Genomic DNA, 15,679 nt, shown 5'->3' with positions numbered 1-15,679 from the left:
GGCGGATCAGGCGGTACCGGTCCCGCCCCGGCCCGTAAGGGGACGATCGTCGTTGGCGCTGCGGCCGACGATCATCGGGATCACCTCGTCGCGGGGCCCGAACACTTGGATGGCGCCGTCCTTGAGGATCATGATCTTGTCGACGCTCTTCAGCAGCGTCGGGCGCTGGGTGATGGCCACCACGGTGGTGCCGCGCGCCTTGGCCCGCAGGAGGGCGCGGGCCAGGGCGATCTCGCCGGGGGTGTCGAGGTTCGAGTTCGGCTCGTCCAGCACCACGAGGCGCGGGTCGCCGAAGAAGGCCCGGGCGAGGCCGATGCGCTGGCGCTGGCCGCCCGAGAGGGGGCTGCCGTCCATGCCCACCACGGTCTCGTAGCCTTGGGCGAACTGCGAGATGAGCTCGTGGACGTCGGCGATCTCGGCGGCGTCGAACACGTCGGCGTCGGAGGCGTCGTCCTGCATGCGGGCGATGTTGGCCTTGATGCTGGCGGGGAAGAGCTGGACCTCCTGGGGCAGGTAGCCGACGCTCTGGCCGAACTGGCGCGGGTCCCAGTTGCGCAGGTCCATCATGTCGAGGCGCACGGCCCCGGCGGTGGGCGAGATCGAGCCGACGAGCATGCGCGCGAGGGTGGATTTGCCCGTCCCCGAGGCGCCCACGATGGCGAGCGATTCGCCCGGTTCGAGCTGGAAGGTGAGGCCGTTGAGGATCACCTTCTTGTTCGGCGGCGGCACGTACAGAACCCGTTCCACCGTGAGGCGCCCGATCGGGCGGGGCAGGCGCAGGCGGTCGAAGTTCAGGGGCGAGTTCAGCAGCAGGGACTTGACCCGCGCGTAGGCGATGCGGGCGCCGACGAAGCTGCGCCAGCCGTCGATGACGCCCTCGATGGGGGCGAGCGCCCGGCCGCCGACGATGGAGGCGGCGATCATGGTGCCGCCCGTGAGCTTGCCGTCCAGCGCCAGGATCGCGCCCCAGCCGAGCATGCCGATCTGCGTCGAGAGCCGGATGCACTTCGACAGGCCGGCGATGACGATGTTGCGGTCCTGGGCGATCACCTGGGCTTTGAGGGATTCGGCGGTCTCGCGGCCCCAGATGGTGACGCATTCGGGCGTCATGCCCATGGCGTTGATCACCTGACTGTTGCGCGCCATGGCGTCGGCCTGGAGGTTGGCACGGGTCGAGTAGGCGCTGGCCTGGGCGAACGGCACCGCCGTCAGCTTCTGGTTGATGAGGGCGAGGCCGAGGAGCAGCACGCCCGTCGCCATGACGATCCAGCCGAGATCCGGATGGATGAGGAACACGGCCAGCAGGTAGATCGGCGCCACGGGGGCGTCGAACATGACGAGCAGCACCGGACCGGTGATGAAGTTGCGCAGTTGCTGCAGGTCGGCGAGCGTCTGGAACTCGCGGCTCGAGCCCGCCTGCGAGGCTTTCGCCGCCGCGGCCAGGACCGGCGCGCCGAGGCGCACCTCCACCTCCACGGCGATCCGCATGAGGATGAACCGCCGCACCACGTCGAGGACCACGTGGGCCACGATGGCGCCGACGATGACGAGGGTCAGCATGATCAGGGTGTCGAGGCTGCGGCTCGTCAGCACCCGGTCGGAGATGTTGAACAGGTAGATCGGGATGCCGAGGACGAGGAGGTTCACCCAGAACGAGAAGATGGCGACGACGACGAGCTTGCGCCGACAGCCGGCGAGCCCCTTGGTCAGCACCTCGCGAAAGTCGCGGTCGCCGGAGCGGCGCTGCAGCGGGGCGCCGGCGTCACCGCCGGCCCCGCCACCGCCGCCGCCGGAACCACTGCCCTTGCCCGAACCGCCCCCCTCGCCCGTCGCGCGCGGTGGCGCGGCCGAGGGGGTGGCCGCCACCGCCGCCGGAGCCGCTGCGACCGCCTCCGCCCGACTCTCGACCGGGGCCGCCTCGACCGGGGCCGTCTCGACCGGGGCCGTCCTGGCCGGCGATACGACTGGCGGAGCCCCCTGCGCCGGCACCGCGCCGGCCTCCTCCGTCGGGGCCGGCGCCGCGGTCGGGCCGATGTAGTGGCCACCGGCCGCCTCGCGGAACCGCGCCTCCAGGGCGGCGAGGCCGGGCCCGAGATCGGGTCCGGCCGCGCCGGCGGCATCGCGGCCCGCGGCCGTACCGCGGCGGCTGAGATCGTCCATGTCGCGTCCCCCTTGCCGGTCGGTATCCCGACCGAATCCGTCGGTCGGTATCCCGACCGAATCCGTTGGCCGGTATCCCGACCGGGTGCGTCGACCGGTGATCCCGGCCGTTTGTCCGGTTCAGGCCATCATTCCGTGGAGCAGGTCGTGGGTCAGGCTGGAGCCACCGCCGTGGAAGGCGGGTCCGAGCAGGTCCTGCGTGCCCGTTTCGGGAAGGGCGATGTCGTGCAGGCCGGTGAAGGCCGCGACCTCCGAGGCAAGGCTCTGGGTGTCGCCGATGGTGACGCGGGCGCTGTGGCTGACGTAGTTGGCCTGGACGAGGATCGCGTCGTCGTAATGCTCGCCGCCGACGAACTGCGCCGCCGTGGTCGTCCCCACGGTGGAGATGGCCGCGACGTTGGCGAGGTGATTGGCGCCCGTCGTCACCGTCTGAGTCGATTGGGTCGCGGCGCCCGTCGGCCCCGTCGCGGTGCCGGGATCGGGCAGGTGCTGGATCGCCGTGTCGACGTTCGCGACGATGTTGGTCTGGGTGATGGCGTTGATGTTGAAGAAGTCGCCCGCGACGTAGAGCACGTGCAGGGTCGATGATTCGGCCTGGGGCAGGAGCGCGGCCAGGGCCGGGTCGAGGTGATTCGCCTCCAGGCCGGAGAGCGCGGCGTGCTGGTCCGCCGACAGGGTCTTGAACGCGGTGCTGCCGTACTGATCGACGGAGGCGACGTTCTCGAGGACGTTGTCGCCGGTGACGATGGTCTGGCCGATCGTGTCCGCCCGCCCCGTATAGGCCTTCACGATGCTGTCGTTGAGCAGCACGTTGGTCTGATGGACCATGTTGACGGTGTGATAGTCGCCCCGCACCACGATGAGGTCGTAGCGTGAGCCGAGTTCCTCCAGGGAGAACAGGTTGACCTGCGTGTTGGCCCCGGCGACCGCGGTGTAGAAGGTGCTGAAGGTGCCCTGCACCACGACGTCGTTGTCGAAGAGCCGGTTGATCTGGGTGATGCTCTTCACGTCGTAGAAGTCGCCCGCGATCACGTCGACCTCGGTGCGCGCCCCGGCGGAGAGATGGGTGACCACCCCCGGATCGGTGTCGGCTTGCGTGAACCGCGCCGCGTTGCGGGTGAGGTCGCCGCCGGTGACGAGGTCCAGGATTCCGCTGCGGCCGCCCACGGTGATGTCGACATCGCTCGCGAGGACGTTGATCTGGACGATGGCCTGGGTGGTGAAGGCGTCGCCGCCGACGAAGAGGGCGTGGTGCTGGGTGTGGTTGTCGAGGATGCCGGCGACGTTGAAGCTCTGGTTGGCCCCCGTCGTCGCTGCGAGGCCCGGGTCGAGGAGGCCGTTGCGCGGAGCGGCCTCGGGCGTGGGGGCGGGGGAGGACACCGTCGGCAGCGCCGTGCCGGCGGGCTGGCGCACCCCGTCGACGGTGAGGCCCTGAAGGTCCGCCGATCCGTCGTCGACCCCGTCCCGCGGCATCCCGCCCGCGGCCAGGTGGGCATCGCGCCCTTGCACGAAGGCGATCCAGTCGCCGGTGCCGGTGCCGTGGGCGACGAGGTCGGCCGGCACGCCGCCGCGCGCCTCGGCCAGCATCCGGTCGAGGGCGACGATGGGATCGACGAAGCCCGGGTCGAGGCGGTGCAGGTGCTCGACGCCCGTGCCCTCCACCATCAGCAGGAGGTCGTTGTCGTGCAGTTCGTTGATCTGGAGGACCTGGATCAGCTCCTGGTCGGGCGTGACGTCGCGGTCGGCCTCGGCCCGGCCGGCGCTCCCGCCGCCGCCGCCGGCCGGGGCGGCGGTGCGCGGGACGCCGACGGGCACGGACCCAGGTGCGAGCTTGGCCGGCATCACCGGGCCGGCCGGCATGAGGACATCGTGGCCGAACCGGAGCGCGTCGGGGGGCGGAAGGGCCGCCGGGTAGGGCCGGCTCGGCATCTCGTCGAGGTCGAAATTCGGTGCCGCCTCGCGGTGCGGCGTCCCGGGCGCGGGGGCGGGCAGCCGCCCCGGCTCGCCGTCGTAGACCTCGCGGTGGAGCACCACCGTGTCGAGCAGGCGCATGTGCCCGGCGAAGTGGGCGATGATCTCGGTCGGGCCGCCAGCGATCATGACCGTCCCCATCAGGATGACCCGCGCGCGACGGCCGGAAGCGGCCGGCGCGCGGGGATCGGTGGGTGTGGAACGGCCCGCGCCGGGTGACGGCGCGGGCCGGGATCATGGTTCAGACGTTGTGGCTGCTATCGGCCGTGCCGCTGATCTCGCTGAAGGAATCGCCGCCGACGACGGAGACCGGCATGGAGTTGTACTGGATGTTGGCACCCTGCGTGATGTGCTGGGTGAAGGCTTCGCCCGAGACCGTGTTCGCCGACGAGACGTTGCCGTTGCTGGCGAAATCGCTCACGCCGCCGTCGCTGCTGGCGTTGCCGCCATTGCCCGAGACGTTCTGGGTGAAGTTGAAGTTCGGCAGCGTCCCTTCGGGACCGCAGTAGGAATCCAGACCGCCGATCCCGAGGCTGACGCTCGGGCTGGACAGGTAGTCGTTGTCGACCAGGCTGCTGATCTGATCGAGGTTGAAGATGTTCCCGTCCCCGTTGAGGGTCTGGGTCGAGAAGTCCGGCATCACGAACATGCCGCCTTCGAGACCCTCGATGGTCAGGCCTTCGAGGTTGATGAGGCTGGATTCCGATGGAGGCGCCATGACGCCGGTCATGTCGACATTGACGTCGACCGTGGTGGATACGGTGGTGGTGGTGGTGTTGATATTGTCGTTGATGTTGCCGTTCAGGTTCCCGTTGGCGCTGAGGTTCCCGTTCAGGTTGCCGTTGCCGTTACCGTTGAGGTTGCCGTTCCCGTTGAGCGACTCGCTGCTGGAGTACTGGCTCTGACCCTGATCCTGCCCTTGACCCTGGTCCTGGCCCTGGTCTTGCGCCTCGGCCTGGAGCTGTCCCTGGGCCTCGCCCTGCAGCTGACCCTGGGCTTCGCCCTGCAGCTGACCCTGGGCCTCGCCCTGGAACTGATCCTGGGCCTGGGTGCCGAACAGGGCTGCGAGCGCGTTCTGGTTGTTGGTCGACATGATCGTTCTCCCTTCGGTGGATGGGGCACGGGACCGGCAGCTCGCTGATCTTCTGCGTCGGCGAGACGGCGTGATCCATTTCGTGCGGGACAGTGTTCCCGGAGCTTGCGCCGTCTCCGGCGGGGCCGGTTCGGTGCGGTCCACTTGGGAACGGGCCGAACTTTGCAGAATGGCCGCGGTTCGTAAGTGTTAAAAAAACGTAAACTTTTCGTCAGGAAAACCGGAACGCGCTGAGAGTTGGATTCCTGCCCGGGGAATACTTGGACGATCCCTTCGCACTGCAATAGAACCGCTCGGCTCCTCGCGTTTGCACTGCAGGCGCCGACGCGTATCCAGGGCTTACGGAGCGGTCGCGCGGAGCGGCCCGGCCTCGATGCGGACGCCGATGAGGCTGTCCCACAGATCGAGGACCGTCTGCGCGCCGGTCTGCTCGGAGAGCCCGTCCGGCGTCCAGCCCTGATGGCTGCCCCGATGGGCTGAATGGAACAGGAGGGCGTCGCCCATCCCGAGGGTGAAGTCCGGATCCTGTGCCAGGCTGAGGGTGAGGACACACTCGCCGACGGGCCCCGCCGGCAGGCCGGTCAGCGCCGCCCACGCCTCGGCCTGGACGAGCCCCAGCACTTCGCCGGGCGCACCGCCCATGACCGGGCGGGCCACGAGGGTGACGAGGCAGGTGAGGAAGCCCAGCGCGTAGGGTTCCATCCACGCCTCGCCCGGATCGGAGCCGCGCCGCCAGCGCGTGCGCTCCACGTAGGGGCGGACGATCCGCAGGGCGGCCCGGCGCCCGCGCCGGGCGAGCCAAAGGTCGGTGAGATGCGCCATGTCGGGACTCTTCGAAGGCGGCGTCCGCCGACCGATCGAGGCCGGTCGCGCGATGGTCCGCCCGGCCACGCCGGAATTCAAGCCACCTCCTTCGCGCCGGACCATCGACGCCGGACGACGGGATTCGACGCATCATCCACCGATGAATTCTTGCGGATGACGGGCCGGGGCCCGCGCGAGCCTTGCGGGTTCGGCGTATCGTTGCGGCCGAAGACCGGTCTCGAAGAAGACTGGTCTCGAAGAAGACTGGCCCCGAACAGGAGCGGCCCCATGCGAACGGACCTCCCGGCCGCCCCGGACTTCGAGGCGCTCCAGGCTCCGAAGGGCGACGCCGCCCTGCGGCAGACGCAGATCCTCAGCCTCATCGGCAATCTCGGCCTGAGCTGGTCCAACACCGAGAGCGTGTTCGTCTACGTCCTGATGCTGCTCCTGCGCACGGACGAGATCACGGCGGCCATCGTCTTCACCACCCTCAACACCAGCCGGGCGCGCCTCGACCTGATCCGCCGGCTCGCCTCGGTGAAGCTCGCCGATCCGGCCACGGCGCAGACGCTGGAACGCCTGATCCGGCGCTTCAACGCCGCCACCAAGGTGCGCAACGACCTCACCCACGCCATGTCGGTGGTCAACGCGCACGGCGAGATCACCCACACCAACACCATGCGGATCGTCGAGCATGGCGGCCGCCTCAGCTTCGGCGCCCAGCGGGCCATGGACGACGCGCGGGTGCGCGAACTCACGGACGTCAACCGCCAGCTCGCCCGGCTCAACCGCGACCTCTGGCAGTTCCTGCCCGTGCTCGCCGCCAGCCTGGACGCGCCCGCCCCAGACGTCCCCGCCGATCCGCCTCAGGGCTCGGCGAGCCAGCCCTGAAGGCGGGCGTAGCGCACGATCTGCGCCCGGGTGCGGATGCCGAGCTTGTCGCAGGCGCGCATTTTGTAGGTCTCGATGGACTTGGTGGTGACGTTGATCTGGCCGGAGATCTCCTTGTTGGTGTGGCCGAGCGCCACGAGGCGGATCACCTCGCTCTCGCGCTGGGTCAGGGCGGGCTGGATGGCCCCGTCCTCCGTCGGCGCGCGGCGGCGCCCTTGCGCGGCGCGCGGATCGAACAGCTGCCCGGCGATGGTCGGATCGAGGTAGAAGCCCTCCGTCGTCACCGCCCGGATCGCGTGGAGCAGGTGGTCGATGGGGGAACCCTTGAGTACGTAGCCGCGCACGCCCGCCTCGAACGCGGTCTGCACCAGGGTGCGGTCGTTGTGGGCCGTGAGGGCGATGAGGCGCGTCGGCAGGGCCAGGGCGGCCACCTTGCGGGCCAGGACCACGCCGGTCATGTCCGGCATGGCGATGTCGATCACCGCCACGCTCGGCCCGAACTCCTGCATCAGGCGTAAGGCCTGAGACCCGGTGCTCGCCACCGCCACCACGCGCATGCCGTCGGTGCCGTCGATGACCGACCGCAGGCCGGCCAGGATGGCGGGGTGGTCGTCGGCGAGAAGGATCCGGATGCCGGTCTCCGCGCTCGTCCCGGATGCCGTCTCGTCCACCGCCGCGTCAGGCCGGGTGCGGCAGACGCAGGCGGGCCTGGATCCGCGTGCCCCGCCCACACCCCGTGTCGACCACGAGGCTTCCTCCGATCCGGGCCATCCGGGCGGCCATGCCGGGCAATCCCATCCCGGACGCCGCGGGATCGTCGGCACCGGACGCCCGGACGGGGACGGGATCGAACCCGCAGCCGTCGTCGCCGATGGTCAGGGTGAGGACGCCGCGCCGCACGGTCAGGTCCACGGAAACCCGGCTCGCCGTGCGGGCATGCTTCAGGATGTTGGTCAGGGATTCCTGGAGAATCCGCAGCAGGGGCTGCTCGAGGGCGATGGGCAGGCGCAGGCGGGGCCGGTTGCAGCGAAACGCCACCGGCAGGCCTGAGGCCAGGGACCACGCGTCCAGGGTCTCGGTGAGGAACGCGTCGAGGTCGCGACACTCCGCACCGGATCGGACATCGCCGCGCGGCGCGCGATCCGGTCGGCTCCGGGGGGCGGAGGGCTGCGCGGCCGCGATGGACCCGAGGTCGGCGGCGAAGCGCGCGAGCTGGGTCTTCGTGCGGTCGAGATGCGCCCGCGCCCGCCCTTCCGGAACGAACGCTTCGAGGAGCTTGAGGGAGATCTGGAGCAGGGCGAGGTGGTAACCGCCGCAATCGTGGAGATCCTGGGACAAACCGCCCGCGTCGTTCGCGCCGGCCGGGGACCGCGTTCCGCGCGCGATGGCCTTTCGGTGCTCCGCCAGGAGCGCGGCCATGTCGTCGGCCTTGTCGTCGGCTACGGTCTCGTTCCGCACACGCCCCTCGCGCCGGGCGGACGACACGAAACCCGGTCTGGGCCGACCGTCGATGTCCTCGGGGATTGCTTGTTCGGGGCGCACGAATATCTGCGTCATGGCAATACGTCCAATCCCTAGGTGATTTTTATCACGGTAAAAACCGCCCTTGTCTTCAACCTCGACCGTTGAACGCCTTGGGGTGAAAAACCGGAACCTTGCCGCAACTGCAATTGTTTTGCGGTCAGTGTATCACATCTTGGATCGATTACCTTTCCAACAGCGCCACCATTCCACCCAATGCCCTTTGAAAAGCTGAGCCGCGAACCGAGAAAAGCGTAATCCGATTATTTGAGAGCCGCCACAAAAATATCCTACGCCTTAAACGGTAACCTTCGTCGGGAAAAACCTTACGCGCGAAACCTTCCCCGCGGCGGGACGGAACCCGCTCAAGGGCAGAGGGACAACCGGGAACCGCTCCTCGCAACGGCCGAGCCGGAAAACACCGATGGCCGCGCTGTCGGGCGTGGCCATCGGGGACACCGTTCGAGGCCCGTGGCGCGCAGCCCCGGGGGCCTGGATCAGGCCCGTCCGCGCTCCGGTGCAGCGGGCGTTCCGGCCGTGACGCTCAGTGGGGATCCGGCGGGCCCTCGCCCTTGCCGACGAACGGAATGCCCTCGATGGGGCATTCCTCCGTCCCGACGCCCGGGCGGGTGATGGCCCGCACGGCGTCGCGGGTGCCGTCCGGGTCCTCGATCCAGCGGCGGTAGAAGTCGTAGGGGCAGTCCGACAGCCCGTGGCGGTTCTCCTTGGAGGCGATCATGCCCGTGTAGCCGCGGTGGAGCAGCTTGAAGAGGTGGTTCTCCGACTGCCCGTGGGCGCGGGCATCGCGGATGAGGAACTTCGACAGGGCGGCGTACTGGATGCCCATCTCCTCCTCGCCGCACTCGCCCAGCGTCCGCCCGTCGAAGCCGATGATCGCCGAGTGACCGAAATAGCTGTAGACCCCGTCGAAGCCGGCGGCGTTGGCCACGGCCACATAGGTGTTGTTGGCGAACGCCATCGCCTTCGACATCAGGACCTGCTGCTCTTTCGCCGGATACATGTAGCCCTGGCAGCGGACGATGAGCTCGGCCCCCCGCATGGCGCAGTCGCGCCAGATCTCCGGGTAATTGCCGTCGTCGCAGATGATGAGGCTGATCTTCAGGCCCTTGGGACCGTCGGAGACGTAGGTCCGGTCGCCCGGATACCAGCCCTCGATGGGCGTCCAGGGCATGATCTTGCGGTACTTCTGCACGATCTCGCCCTGATCGTTCATTAGGATGAGGGTGTTGTAGGGCGCCTTGTTCGGGTGCTCCTCGTGGCGCTCGCCGGTGAGCGAGAACACGCCCCAGACCTTCGCCTTCCGGCAGGCGGCGGCGAAGATCTCGGTCTCGGGCCCCGGGATGGAGGTCGCGGTCTCGTACATCTCGGCCGCGTCGTACATGATCCCGTGGGTCGAGTATTCGGGGAAGATCACGAGGTCCATGCCGGGCAGGCCGGACTTCATGCCCACCAGCATGTCGGCGATCTTGCTTGCGTTCTCCAGCACCTCCATCTTGGTGTGTAGGCGGGGCATCTTGTAGTTCACCACCGCGACGCCGACGCTGTCGGCGCTGGACGAGATGTCTCCGTGCATCATGGCGTGATGTGCTCCTCAGGGGGGACGAACCCTCCCCCCTCCGCGGGGAGGGTGCCTGCGGAGCAGGCGGGAGAGGGGTCGGCACAGGTGTTTCCGGAAGGGGCGGCGCTGCCCCTCTTGCGGGACTTCGTCCCGCCCCGTCGCTGCGCGACCACCCTCTCCCGCAGAGGGGAGAGGGTGCTTCGCGTCAGTGGCTGATCATCCAAGGCCGCGCGTTCGGAAAACTCTTGGCGGCCGTGGGGTTGGATGTTGGCTTGGCACTGCCGCAGCACCCGCAGCCGGGGCCGTGGCCGGAGGACTTGCGGGGCGCGTGCTGGCTCCGCTCGTTCGTGGCGAAGGCCTTGCGCCGGCCCGCATCCATGGAGGCGAGGTTCGGCGCGTTGAGGAAGGCGCGGCCGCATTCCGAGCCGCAATCCGGGCAATCGTGCGGATCCTGAAACTGCGCCATCGGGCGCAGCACAGTGAACGGACCGCAGGCGGCGCAACTGTAATCGTAGACCGGCATGCTCAAAGATCCGGCGAGAGCGGCATCTGGATCGAGCCGTCGAGGAACTTCGTCGGCCCGTCGGCGCCCGGATTGATGTCGAACTCGAAGATCTTCGTCGGAATCCACAGGGTCGCGCAGGCGTTGGGGATGTCGACGACGCCGGAGATATGGCCCTGGACCGGCGCCGTACCGAGGATCGAGTAGGCCTGGGCGCCCGAATAGCCGAACTTCTTCAGGTACTCGATGGCGTTGAGGCAGGCCTGGCGGTAGGCGACGGTTACGTCGAGGTAGTGCTGCTTGCCGTGCTCGTCGACGGAAATGCCCTCGAAGATCAGGTGATCGTCGAACTTCGGCGTGACCGGCGACGGCTTGAAGATCGGGTTCTTGATCCCGTACTTGGCCATCCCATCCTTGATCAGGCTCACCTTGAGATGGACCCAGCCGGCCATCTCGATGGCGCCGCAGAAGGTGATCTCGCCGTCGCCCTGGCTGAAATGCAAGTCGCCCATGGAGAGGCCGGCACCCGGCACGTAGACGGGGAAGTAGATCTTCGAGCCCCGCGACAGGTCCTTGATGTCGCAATTGCCGCCATGCTCGCGCCCCGGCACCGTGCGGGCGCCCTCGGCGGCTGCCTTGTCCTTCGCCTCGCCCTTCAGCCGGCCCATATGGGCGGTCGGCGCGAAGGGCAGGGTGGCCAAAGCCGGTACCCGGTTGGGGTCGGTGTCGAACAGGGCCTTCTCGCGAGTGTTCCAGGTCTCCAACATCTTGGGATCGGGCAGGCAGCCGATCAGGCCCGGATGGATCAGGCCGGGGAAGCGCACGCCGGGGATGTGGCGGGATTTCGTGAACATGCCCTCGAAGTCCCAGATCGATTTCTGGGCCTGGGGGAAGTGCTCGTCGAGGAACCCGCCGCCGTTCTTCTTGGAGAAGAACCCGTTGAAGCCCCACTGACTCTCGGGCTTGGCGCCGATGTCGAGGAGGTCGACCACCAGGAGGTCGCCGGGCTCCGCGCCCTCGACGCCGATGGGCCCGGACAGGAAGTGCACGATGGAGAGGTCGATGTCGCGCACGTCGTCGGCGGAATCGTTGTTCTTGATGAAGCCGCCGGTCCAGTCGTAGGTCTCGACGATGAAGTCGTCGCCGGGCTTGACCATCGCCACCATGGGGATGTCGGGGTGCCAGCGATTGTGCACCATGCTGTTGTCGTAGGCCGACTGCGTGAGATCGACCTTGATCAGGGTCTCTGCCATCGTCTCGTGCTCCCTTCCCTAACTTCGGGACTTGCCCTGGACGTGAGGACATGCGTCCCCGTTCGCGCGCGCCGGTCATCCGGCGCCGCGCAAGAGGTGATTTTGGAGTCGGAGGGCCCGGTGGGGCCCCGAAACACTCAGACCGAGAGGAAGCGGGCGACCTGGGCCTCGTCGATGTCGGCGCGCAGGGACTCGTGGACGATGTGGCCGTTCTCGATGACCAGGACCCGGTCGGCGACATCGAGGGCGAAGCTCAGCACCTGCTCGGAGACCACGATGGAGAGGCCGCGCGCGTCGCGGATCTTCTTCAGCGTCCGGCCCATCTCGCGGATGATGGAGGGCTGGATGCCTTCCGTCGGCTCGTCCAGCAGCAGGACCTTGGGGCGACTGGCCAATGCGCGCGCGATGGCGAGCTGCTGCTGCTGGCCGCCGGACAGGTTGCCGCCGCGCCGGCCCTTCATCTCCAGCAGCACCGGAAACATCTCGTAGAGTTCGCCAGGCACCCGGCGCTCGTTCGTCACCGTCAGGCCCGTCTCGATGTTCTCCTGCACGGTCATGGCGGAGAAGATCATGCGGCCCTGCGGCACGTAGGCAAGGCCCTTGGCGACGCGCTGGTGGCTCTTGAGGGCGCCGACCTCCGTGCCGTCGACCCGGATCGAGCCGGATTTGACCGGCACGATCCCCATCAGGGTCTTCATCAGCGTGGTCTTGCCCATGCCGTTGCGGCCCATCACGGCGACGATCTCGCCGGGCGCCACCTGGATGTCGAGGCCGTGCAGCACCTCGCTCTGGCCGTAGGCGGCGTGGAGATCGCCGATCGCCAGCATCGGCTGGACGCCCGCTTGGATAGAGGGCGCGGGGGAGGGGCCGGGCGTGGTCTGGAGCATGAACCCGTTCCCTCTCAGTGGCCGAGATAGACTTCGATGACCTTGGGGTCGTTCTTGACCCGGTCCATCGAGCCCTCCGACAGGACCTTGCCCTGGTGCAGAACGGTGACCCGGTGGGCGATGTCCTCGACGAACTTCATGTCGTGCTCGATGACGAGTACCGAGCGGCCGACGATGATCTGGTTCAGGAGTTCTGCGGTCTTGATGCGCTCGCCGACGCTCATGCCGGCGACGGGCTCGTCCAGCATGAGGAGTTCGGGGTCCTGGATCAGCAGCATGCCGATCTCGAGCCACTGCTTCTGGCCGTGACTGAGGAACTCGGCCCGCTCCAGCAGCTGGTCCTTGAGGAAGATCATGCCGGCGACCTCCTCGATGCGGTCGCGGACCTCGGCATCGCGCTTGAAGGTGAGCGCCCCGAACACCGAGCGGCCGCGGGGATAAGAGATCTCGAGGTTCTCGAACACGGTCAGGTCGTCGTAGATCGACGGCGTCTGGAACTTGCGCCCGACCCCGGCCTGCACGATGGCGCTCTCGGAGAGTTTGGTGAGCTCCGTGCCTTTGTACTTGATCGAGCCGGAACTGGCCCTGGTGCGGCCGCAGATGAGGTCGAGAACCGTGGTCTTGCCGGCGCCGTTGGGGCCGATGATCACCCGGATCTCGTTGGGGTCGACGTAGAACGACACGTCGTTGACCGCCTTGAACCCGTCGAAGGAGACGGTCAGGCTCTCCACCGCCAGGAGGAAGTTCTTCTCCGCCGGGGCGGCACCGATGATGTGCGAGGGGAGCAGCGCGGCGTTCATTCCGAAAAAATCCTACTCGGCCGCGTGGGGGAGGGCGACGGCGGGGGCGGGCTCCAGGGCCTTCACGCGCCGGGTCAGGCGGGGCTCGACATAGGTGCGGTAGATCCCCGCGAGACCGTTCGGGAAGGCGAGGACCACGAGGATGAACAGGCCGCCGAGGCCGAACAGCCAGAGTTCGGGAAAGCTCTCCGAGAAGGTGGTCTTGGCCCAGTTGACCAAGAGCGTGCCCCAGACGGCGCCGAACAGGGACAGGCGCCCGCCCACGGCCGCGTAGATCACCATCTCGATGGACGGCACGATGCCCACGAAGGACGGCGACATGAACCCGACCTGCAGGGTGAACATCGCGCCCCCGATGGCGGCGAACACGGCGGCGAGGCAGAACGCGAAGGTCTTGAAGCTCGCCACCGGGTAGCCGGAGAAGCGGACCCGGTCCTCCTTGTCGCGCATGGCGACGAGGATTCGCCCGAGCTTCGAGCGCTTCACGTATTGGGCGAACAGGATGCAGGCGACGAGCAGCCCGCCGTTGACGAAGTAGAGGATGTTGTGGGCGCGGTCCGTGCGGATGTCCCAGCCGTTCAGGGTGCGCAGGTCGGTGATGCCGTTGATGCCGCCGGTGTAGCCCTGCTGGCCGACGATGAGGATCGTCAGGATGGCGGCGATGGCCTGGGTGATGATGGCGAAGTAGGTGCCGCCGACGCGCCGGCGGAACATGGCCGAGCCGATGACGAAGGCGAAGAACGCCGGAACCACGATCACGGCGAGGATCGTGAAGGGCAGGCTGGTGAACGGCTTCCAGAACCAAGGCAGCTCGGTGATCTGGTTCCAGTCCATGAAGTCGGGGATGCCCGGCGTCGACTGGATCTTCGTGTTCTCGACGCTCGACGCTTCGAGCTTCAGGAACATGGCCATGAGGTAGCCGCCCAGACCGAAGAACACCCCCTGGCCGAGGGAGAGGATGCCGCCGAAGCCCCAGCAGATGACGAGGCCCAGCGCCACGAACGAGTAGGTGAGGTACTTGCCCACCAAGTTGAGCCGGAAGGCGTCGAGGAGCATCGGCAGCACGAGGAAGATCACGGCGGCCAGCAGCGCGAGGCTGATCCACTCCATGGGCTTCATGAACGGGTTGTCGTGGACGGTCGAAGCGGTGGCGCGGGTCATGACGGGGGGGCTCCTCAGCGCCGGACCTTGAGGGTGAAGAGACCTTGCGGCCGCAGCATCAGGATGCCGACGACGGCCAGCAGCGTGATCACCTTGGCGGTGGAGCCGGACAGGAAGAATTCGAGGGTCGACTGAGTCTGCGAGATCGAGAAGGCCGACGCGATGGTGCCGAGCAGCGAGGCGGCGCCGCCGAAGACCACGATGAGGAAGGTGTCGACGATGTAGAGCTGGCCCGAGGTCGGCCCCGTCGAGCCCACCATGGTGAAGGCCGAGCCGGCAACGCCGGCAATGCCGCAGCCGAGGCCGAAGGTGAGGCGGTCGACCTTTTCCGTGTCGATGCCGACCGCGCCCGCCATGGGCCGGTTCTGCACCACGGCGCGGACCTGGGCGCCGAAGCGCGAGCGGTACATGAGGAGCGCGACGCCTGCGGTGATGAGCAGGGTGATCGCCATCACGAACATGCCGTTGATGGGGATCTCGATGGTGTCGGTGACCTGCACCGAGCCGATGAGCCAGGCGGGGAGCTCGACGCCGACCTCGCGCGGCCCGAAGATCGTCCGATAGGCCTGCTGCAGGATGAGCGACAGGCCCCAGGTGGCGAGCAGGGTGTCCAGCGGGCGCTTGTAGAGGTGGCGGATCAGCGCCCATTCCACCAGCATCCCGAGGGCTCCCGACGCCACGAAGGCCAGCGCCATGGCGACGAAGAAGTACGCCGGGAACAGGGCCGGCAGGTGGGTCTGGAAGAACCCGGAGCACAGGTAGGTCATGTAGGCGCCGAGGATCATGAACTCCCCGTGCGCCATGTTGATCACGCCCATCTGGCCGAAGATGATCGCCAGGCCCAGCGCCATCAGGGTGTAGACCGAGAACAGGATCAGCCCGGCGAAGCCCTGCATCACGAAGATCGAGCTGAGGTCCGTGAGGGAATAGTCGCCGAGCATTCTTTTCGACCTTCCGAAGGATTCGGCCATCGCGTTGCAAGCATTGGGCCGTGGGAGGCTGCGGGCGCGGTCATCTCGAAAGAGACGCGACGCGCTCCCTCTCCTTCCAGGAGAGG

General features: G+C 68.0%; 14 protein-coding genes. 1 reads left to right on the top strand and 13 read right to left on the bottom strand.

What is annotated here, in order from left to right:
• Positions 1 to 6 precede the first annotated feature (6 nt).
• The 4 genes from ASG60_RS17720 to ASG60_RS17705 form a co-directional block, all read right to left on the bottom strand.
• Positions 7 to 2,160, bottom strand: coding sequence for a type I secretion system permease/ATPase (locus tag ASG60_RS17720; RefSeq protein WP_082531821.1), 2,154 nt, complete (start codon positions 2,158 to 2,160; stop codon positions 7 to 9).
• A 120-nt stretch (positions 2,161 to 2,280) separates the two neighbouring features.
• Positions 2,281 to 4,260, bottom strand: coding sequence for a hypothetical protein (locus ASG60_RS17715; RefSeq protein ID WP_056386899.1), 1,980 nt, complete (start codon positions 4,258 to 4,260; stop codon positions 2,281 to 2,283).
• A gap of 112 nt (positions 4,261 to 4,372) precedes the next feature.
• On the bottom strand, positions 4,373 to 5,224 hold the full coding sequence (locus ASG60_RS17710) for a hypothetical protein (protein ID WP_056386897.1): 852 nt from the start codon (positions 5,222 to 5,224) through the stop codon (positions 4,373 to 4,375).
• A 339-nt stretch (positions 5,225 to 5,563) separates the two neighbouring features.
• Positions 5,564 to 6,046 (bottom strand): hypothetical protein, encoded by a 483-nt coding sequence (locus ASG60_RS17705; RefSeq protein ID WP_156398948.1) that lies wholly within the window; start codon positions 6,044 to 6,046, stop codon positions 5,564 to 5,566.
• Between the two features lie 270 nt (positions 6,047 to 6,316).
• Between ASG60_RS17705 and ASG60_RS17700 the strand changes: the two genes are divergently transcribed.
• Positions 6,317 to 6,919 carry a hypothetical protein gene (locus ASG60_RS17700; protein ID WP_056305099.1) on the top strand — a complete coding sequence of 201 codons (603 nt, stop codon included), beginning with the start codon at positions 6,317 to 6,319 and terminating at the stop codon, positions 6,917 to 6,919.
• Here the strand turns inward: ASG60_RS17700 and ASG60_RS17695 are convergent.
• From ASG60_RS17695 to urtB, 9 genes are all read right to left on the bottom strand, one after another.
• A complete protein-coding gene (locus tag ASG60_RS17695) occupies positions 6,895 to 7,590 on the bottom strand; it encodes a response regulator transcription factor (RefSeq protein ID WP_056386893.1) in 696 nt (231 codons plus the stop codon). The genes ASG60_RS17700 and ASG60_RS17695 overlap by 25 nt on opposite strands.
• Positions 7,591 to 7,597: 7 nt before the next feature.
• A complete protein-coding gene (locus ASG60_RS17690) occupies positions 7,598 to 8,476 on the bottom strand; it encodes an ATP-binding protein (protein WP_056305101.1) in 879 nt (292 codons plus the stop codon).
• Between the two features lie 508 nt (positions 8,477 to 8,984).
• Positions 8,985 to 10,037: an aliphatic amidase gene (locus ASG60_RS17685; protein ID WP_056386891.1), complete on the bottom strand. Its 1,053-nt coding sequence runs from the start codon at positions 10,035 to 10,037 to the stop codon at positions 8,985 to 8,987.
• Between the two features lie 187 nt (positions 10,038 to 10,224).
• On the bottom strand, positions 10,225 to 10,542 hold the full coding sequence (locus ASG60_RS17680) for a zinc ribbon domain-containing protein (protein ID WP_056175365.1): 318 nt from the start codon (positions 10,540 to 10,542) through the stop codon (positions 10,225 to 10,227).
• A 2-nt stretch (positions 10,543 to 10,544) separates the two neighbouring features.
• The gene (gene fmdA, locus ASG60_RS17675) at positions 10,545 to 11,774 is read right to left on the bottom strand and encodes a formamidase (RefSeq protein WP_056361459.1); all 1,230 of its coding nucleotides are present in this window, start codon (positions 11,772 to 11,774) and stop codon (positions 10,545 to 10,547) included.
• A 137-nt stretch (positions 11,775 to 11,911) separates the two neighbouring features.
• On the bottom strand, positions 11,912 to 12,601 hold the full coding sequence (gene urtE, locus ASG60_RS17670) for an urea ABC transporter ATP-binding subunit UrtE (RefSeq protein ID WP_056261650.1): 690 nt from the start codon (positions 12,599 to 12,601) through the stop codon (positions 11,912 to 11,914).
• A 74-nt stretch (positions 12,602 to 12,675) separates the two neighbouring features.
• On the bottom strand, positions 12,676 to 13,461 hold the full coding sequence (gene urtD / locus ASG60_RS17665; protein WP_056386889.1) for an urea ABC transporter ATP-binding protein UrtD: 786 nt from the start codon (positions 13,459 to 13,461) through the stop codon (positions 12,676 to 12,678).
• 12 nt (positions 13,462 to 13,473) lie between these two features.
• A complete protein-coding gene (urtC, locus tag ASG60_RS17660) occupies positions 13,474 to 14,622 on the bottom strand; it encodes an urea ABC transporter permease subunit UrtC (protein ID WP_056261527.1) in 1,149 nt (382 codons plus the stop codon).
• Between the two features lie 14 nt (positions 14,623 to 14,636).
• The gene (urtB, locus tag ASG60_RS17655) at positions 14,637 to 15,563 is read right to left on the bottom strand and encodes an urea ABC transporter permease subunit UrtB (protein ID WP_056175352.1); all 927 of its coding nucleotides are present in this window, start codon (positions 15,561 to 15,563) and stop codon (positions 14,637 to 14,639) included.
• Positions 15,564 to 15,679: the final 116 nt, after the last annotated feature.

It is taken from the genome of Methylobacterium sp. Leaf469 (genome assembly GCF_001424745.1).
Taxonomy (GTDB): domain Bacteria; phylum Pseudomonadota; class Alphaproteobacteria; order Rhizobiales; family Beijerinckiaceae; genus Methylobacterium.
The sequence above is the reverse complement of the archived record's forward strand: the minus strand, read 5'-3'. Positions and strand labels throughout refer to the sequence as shown.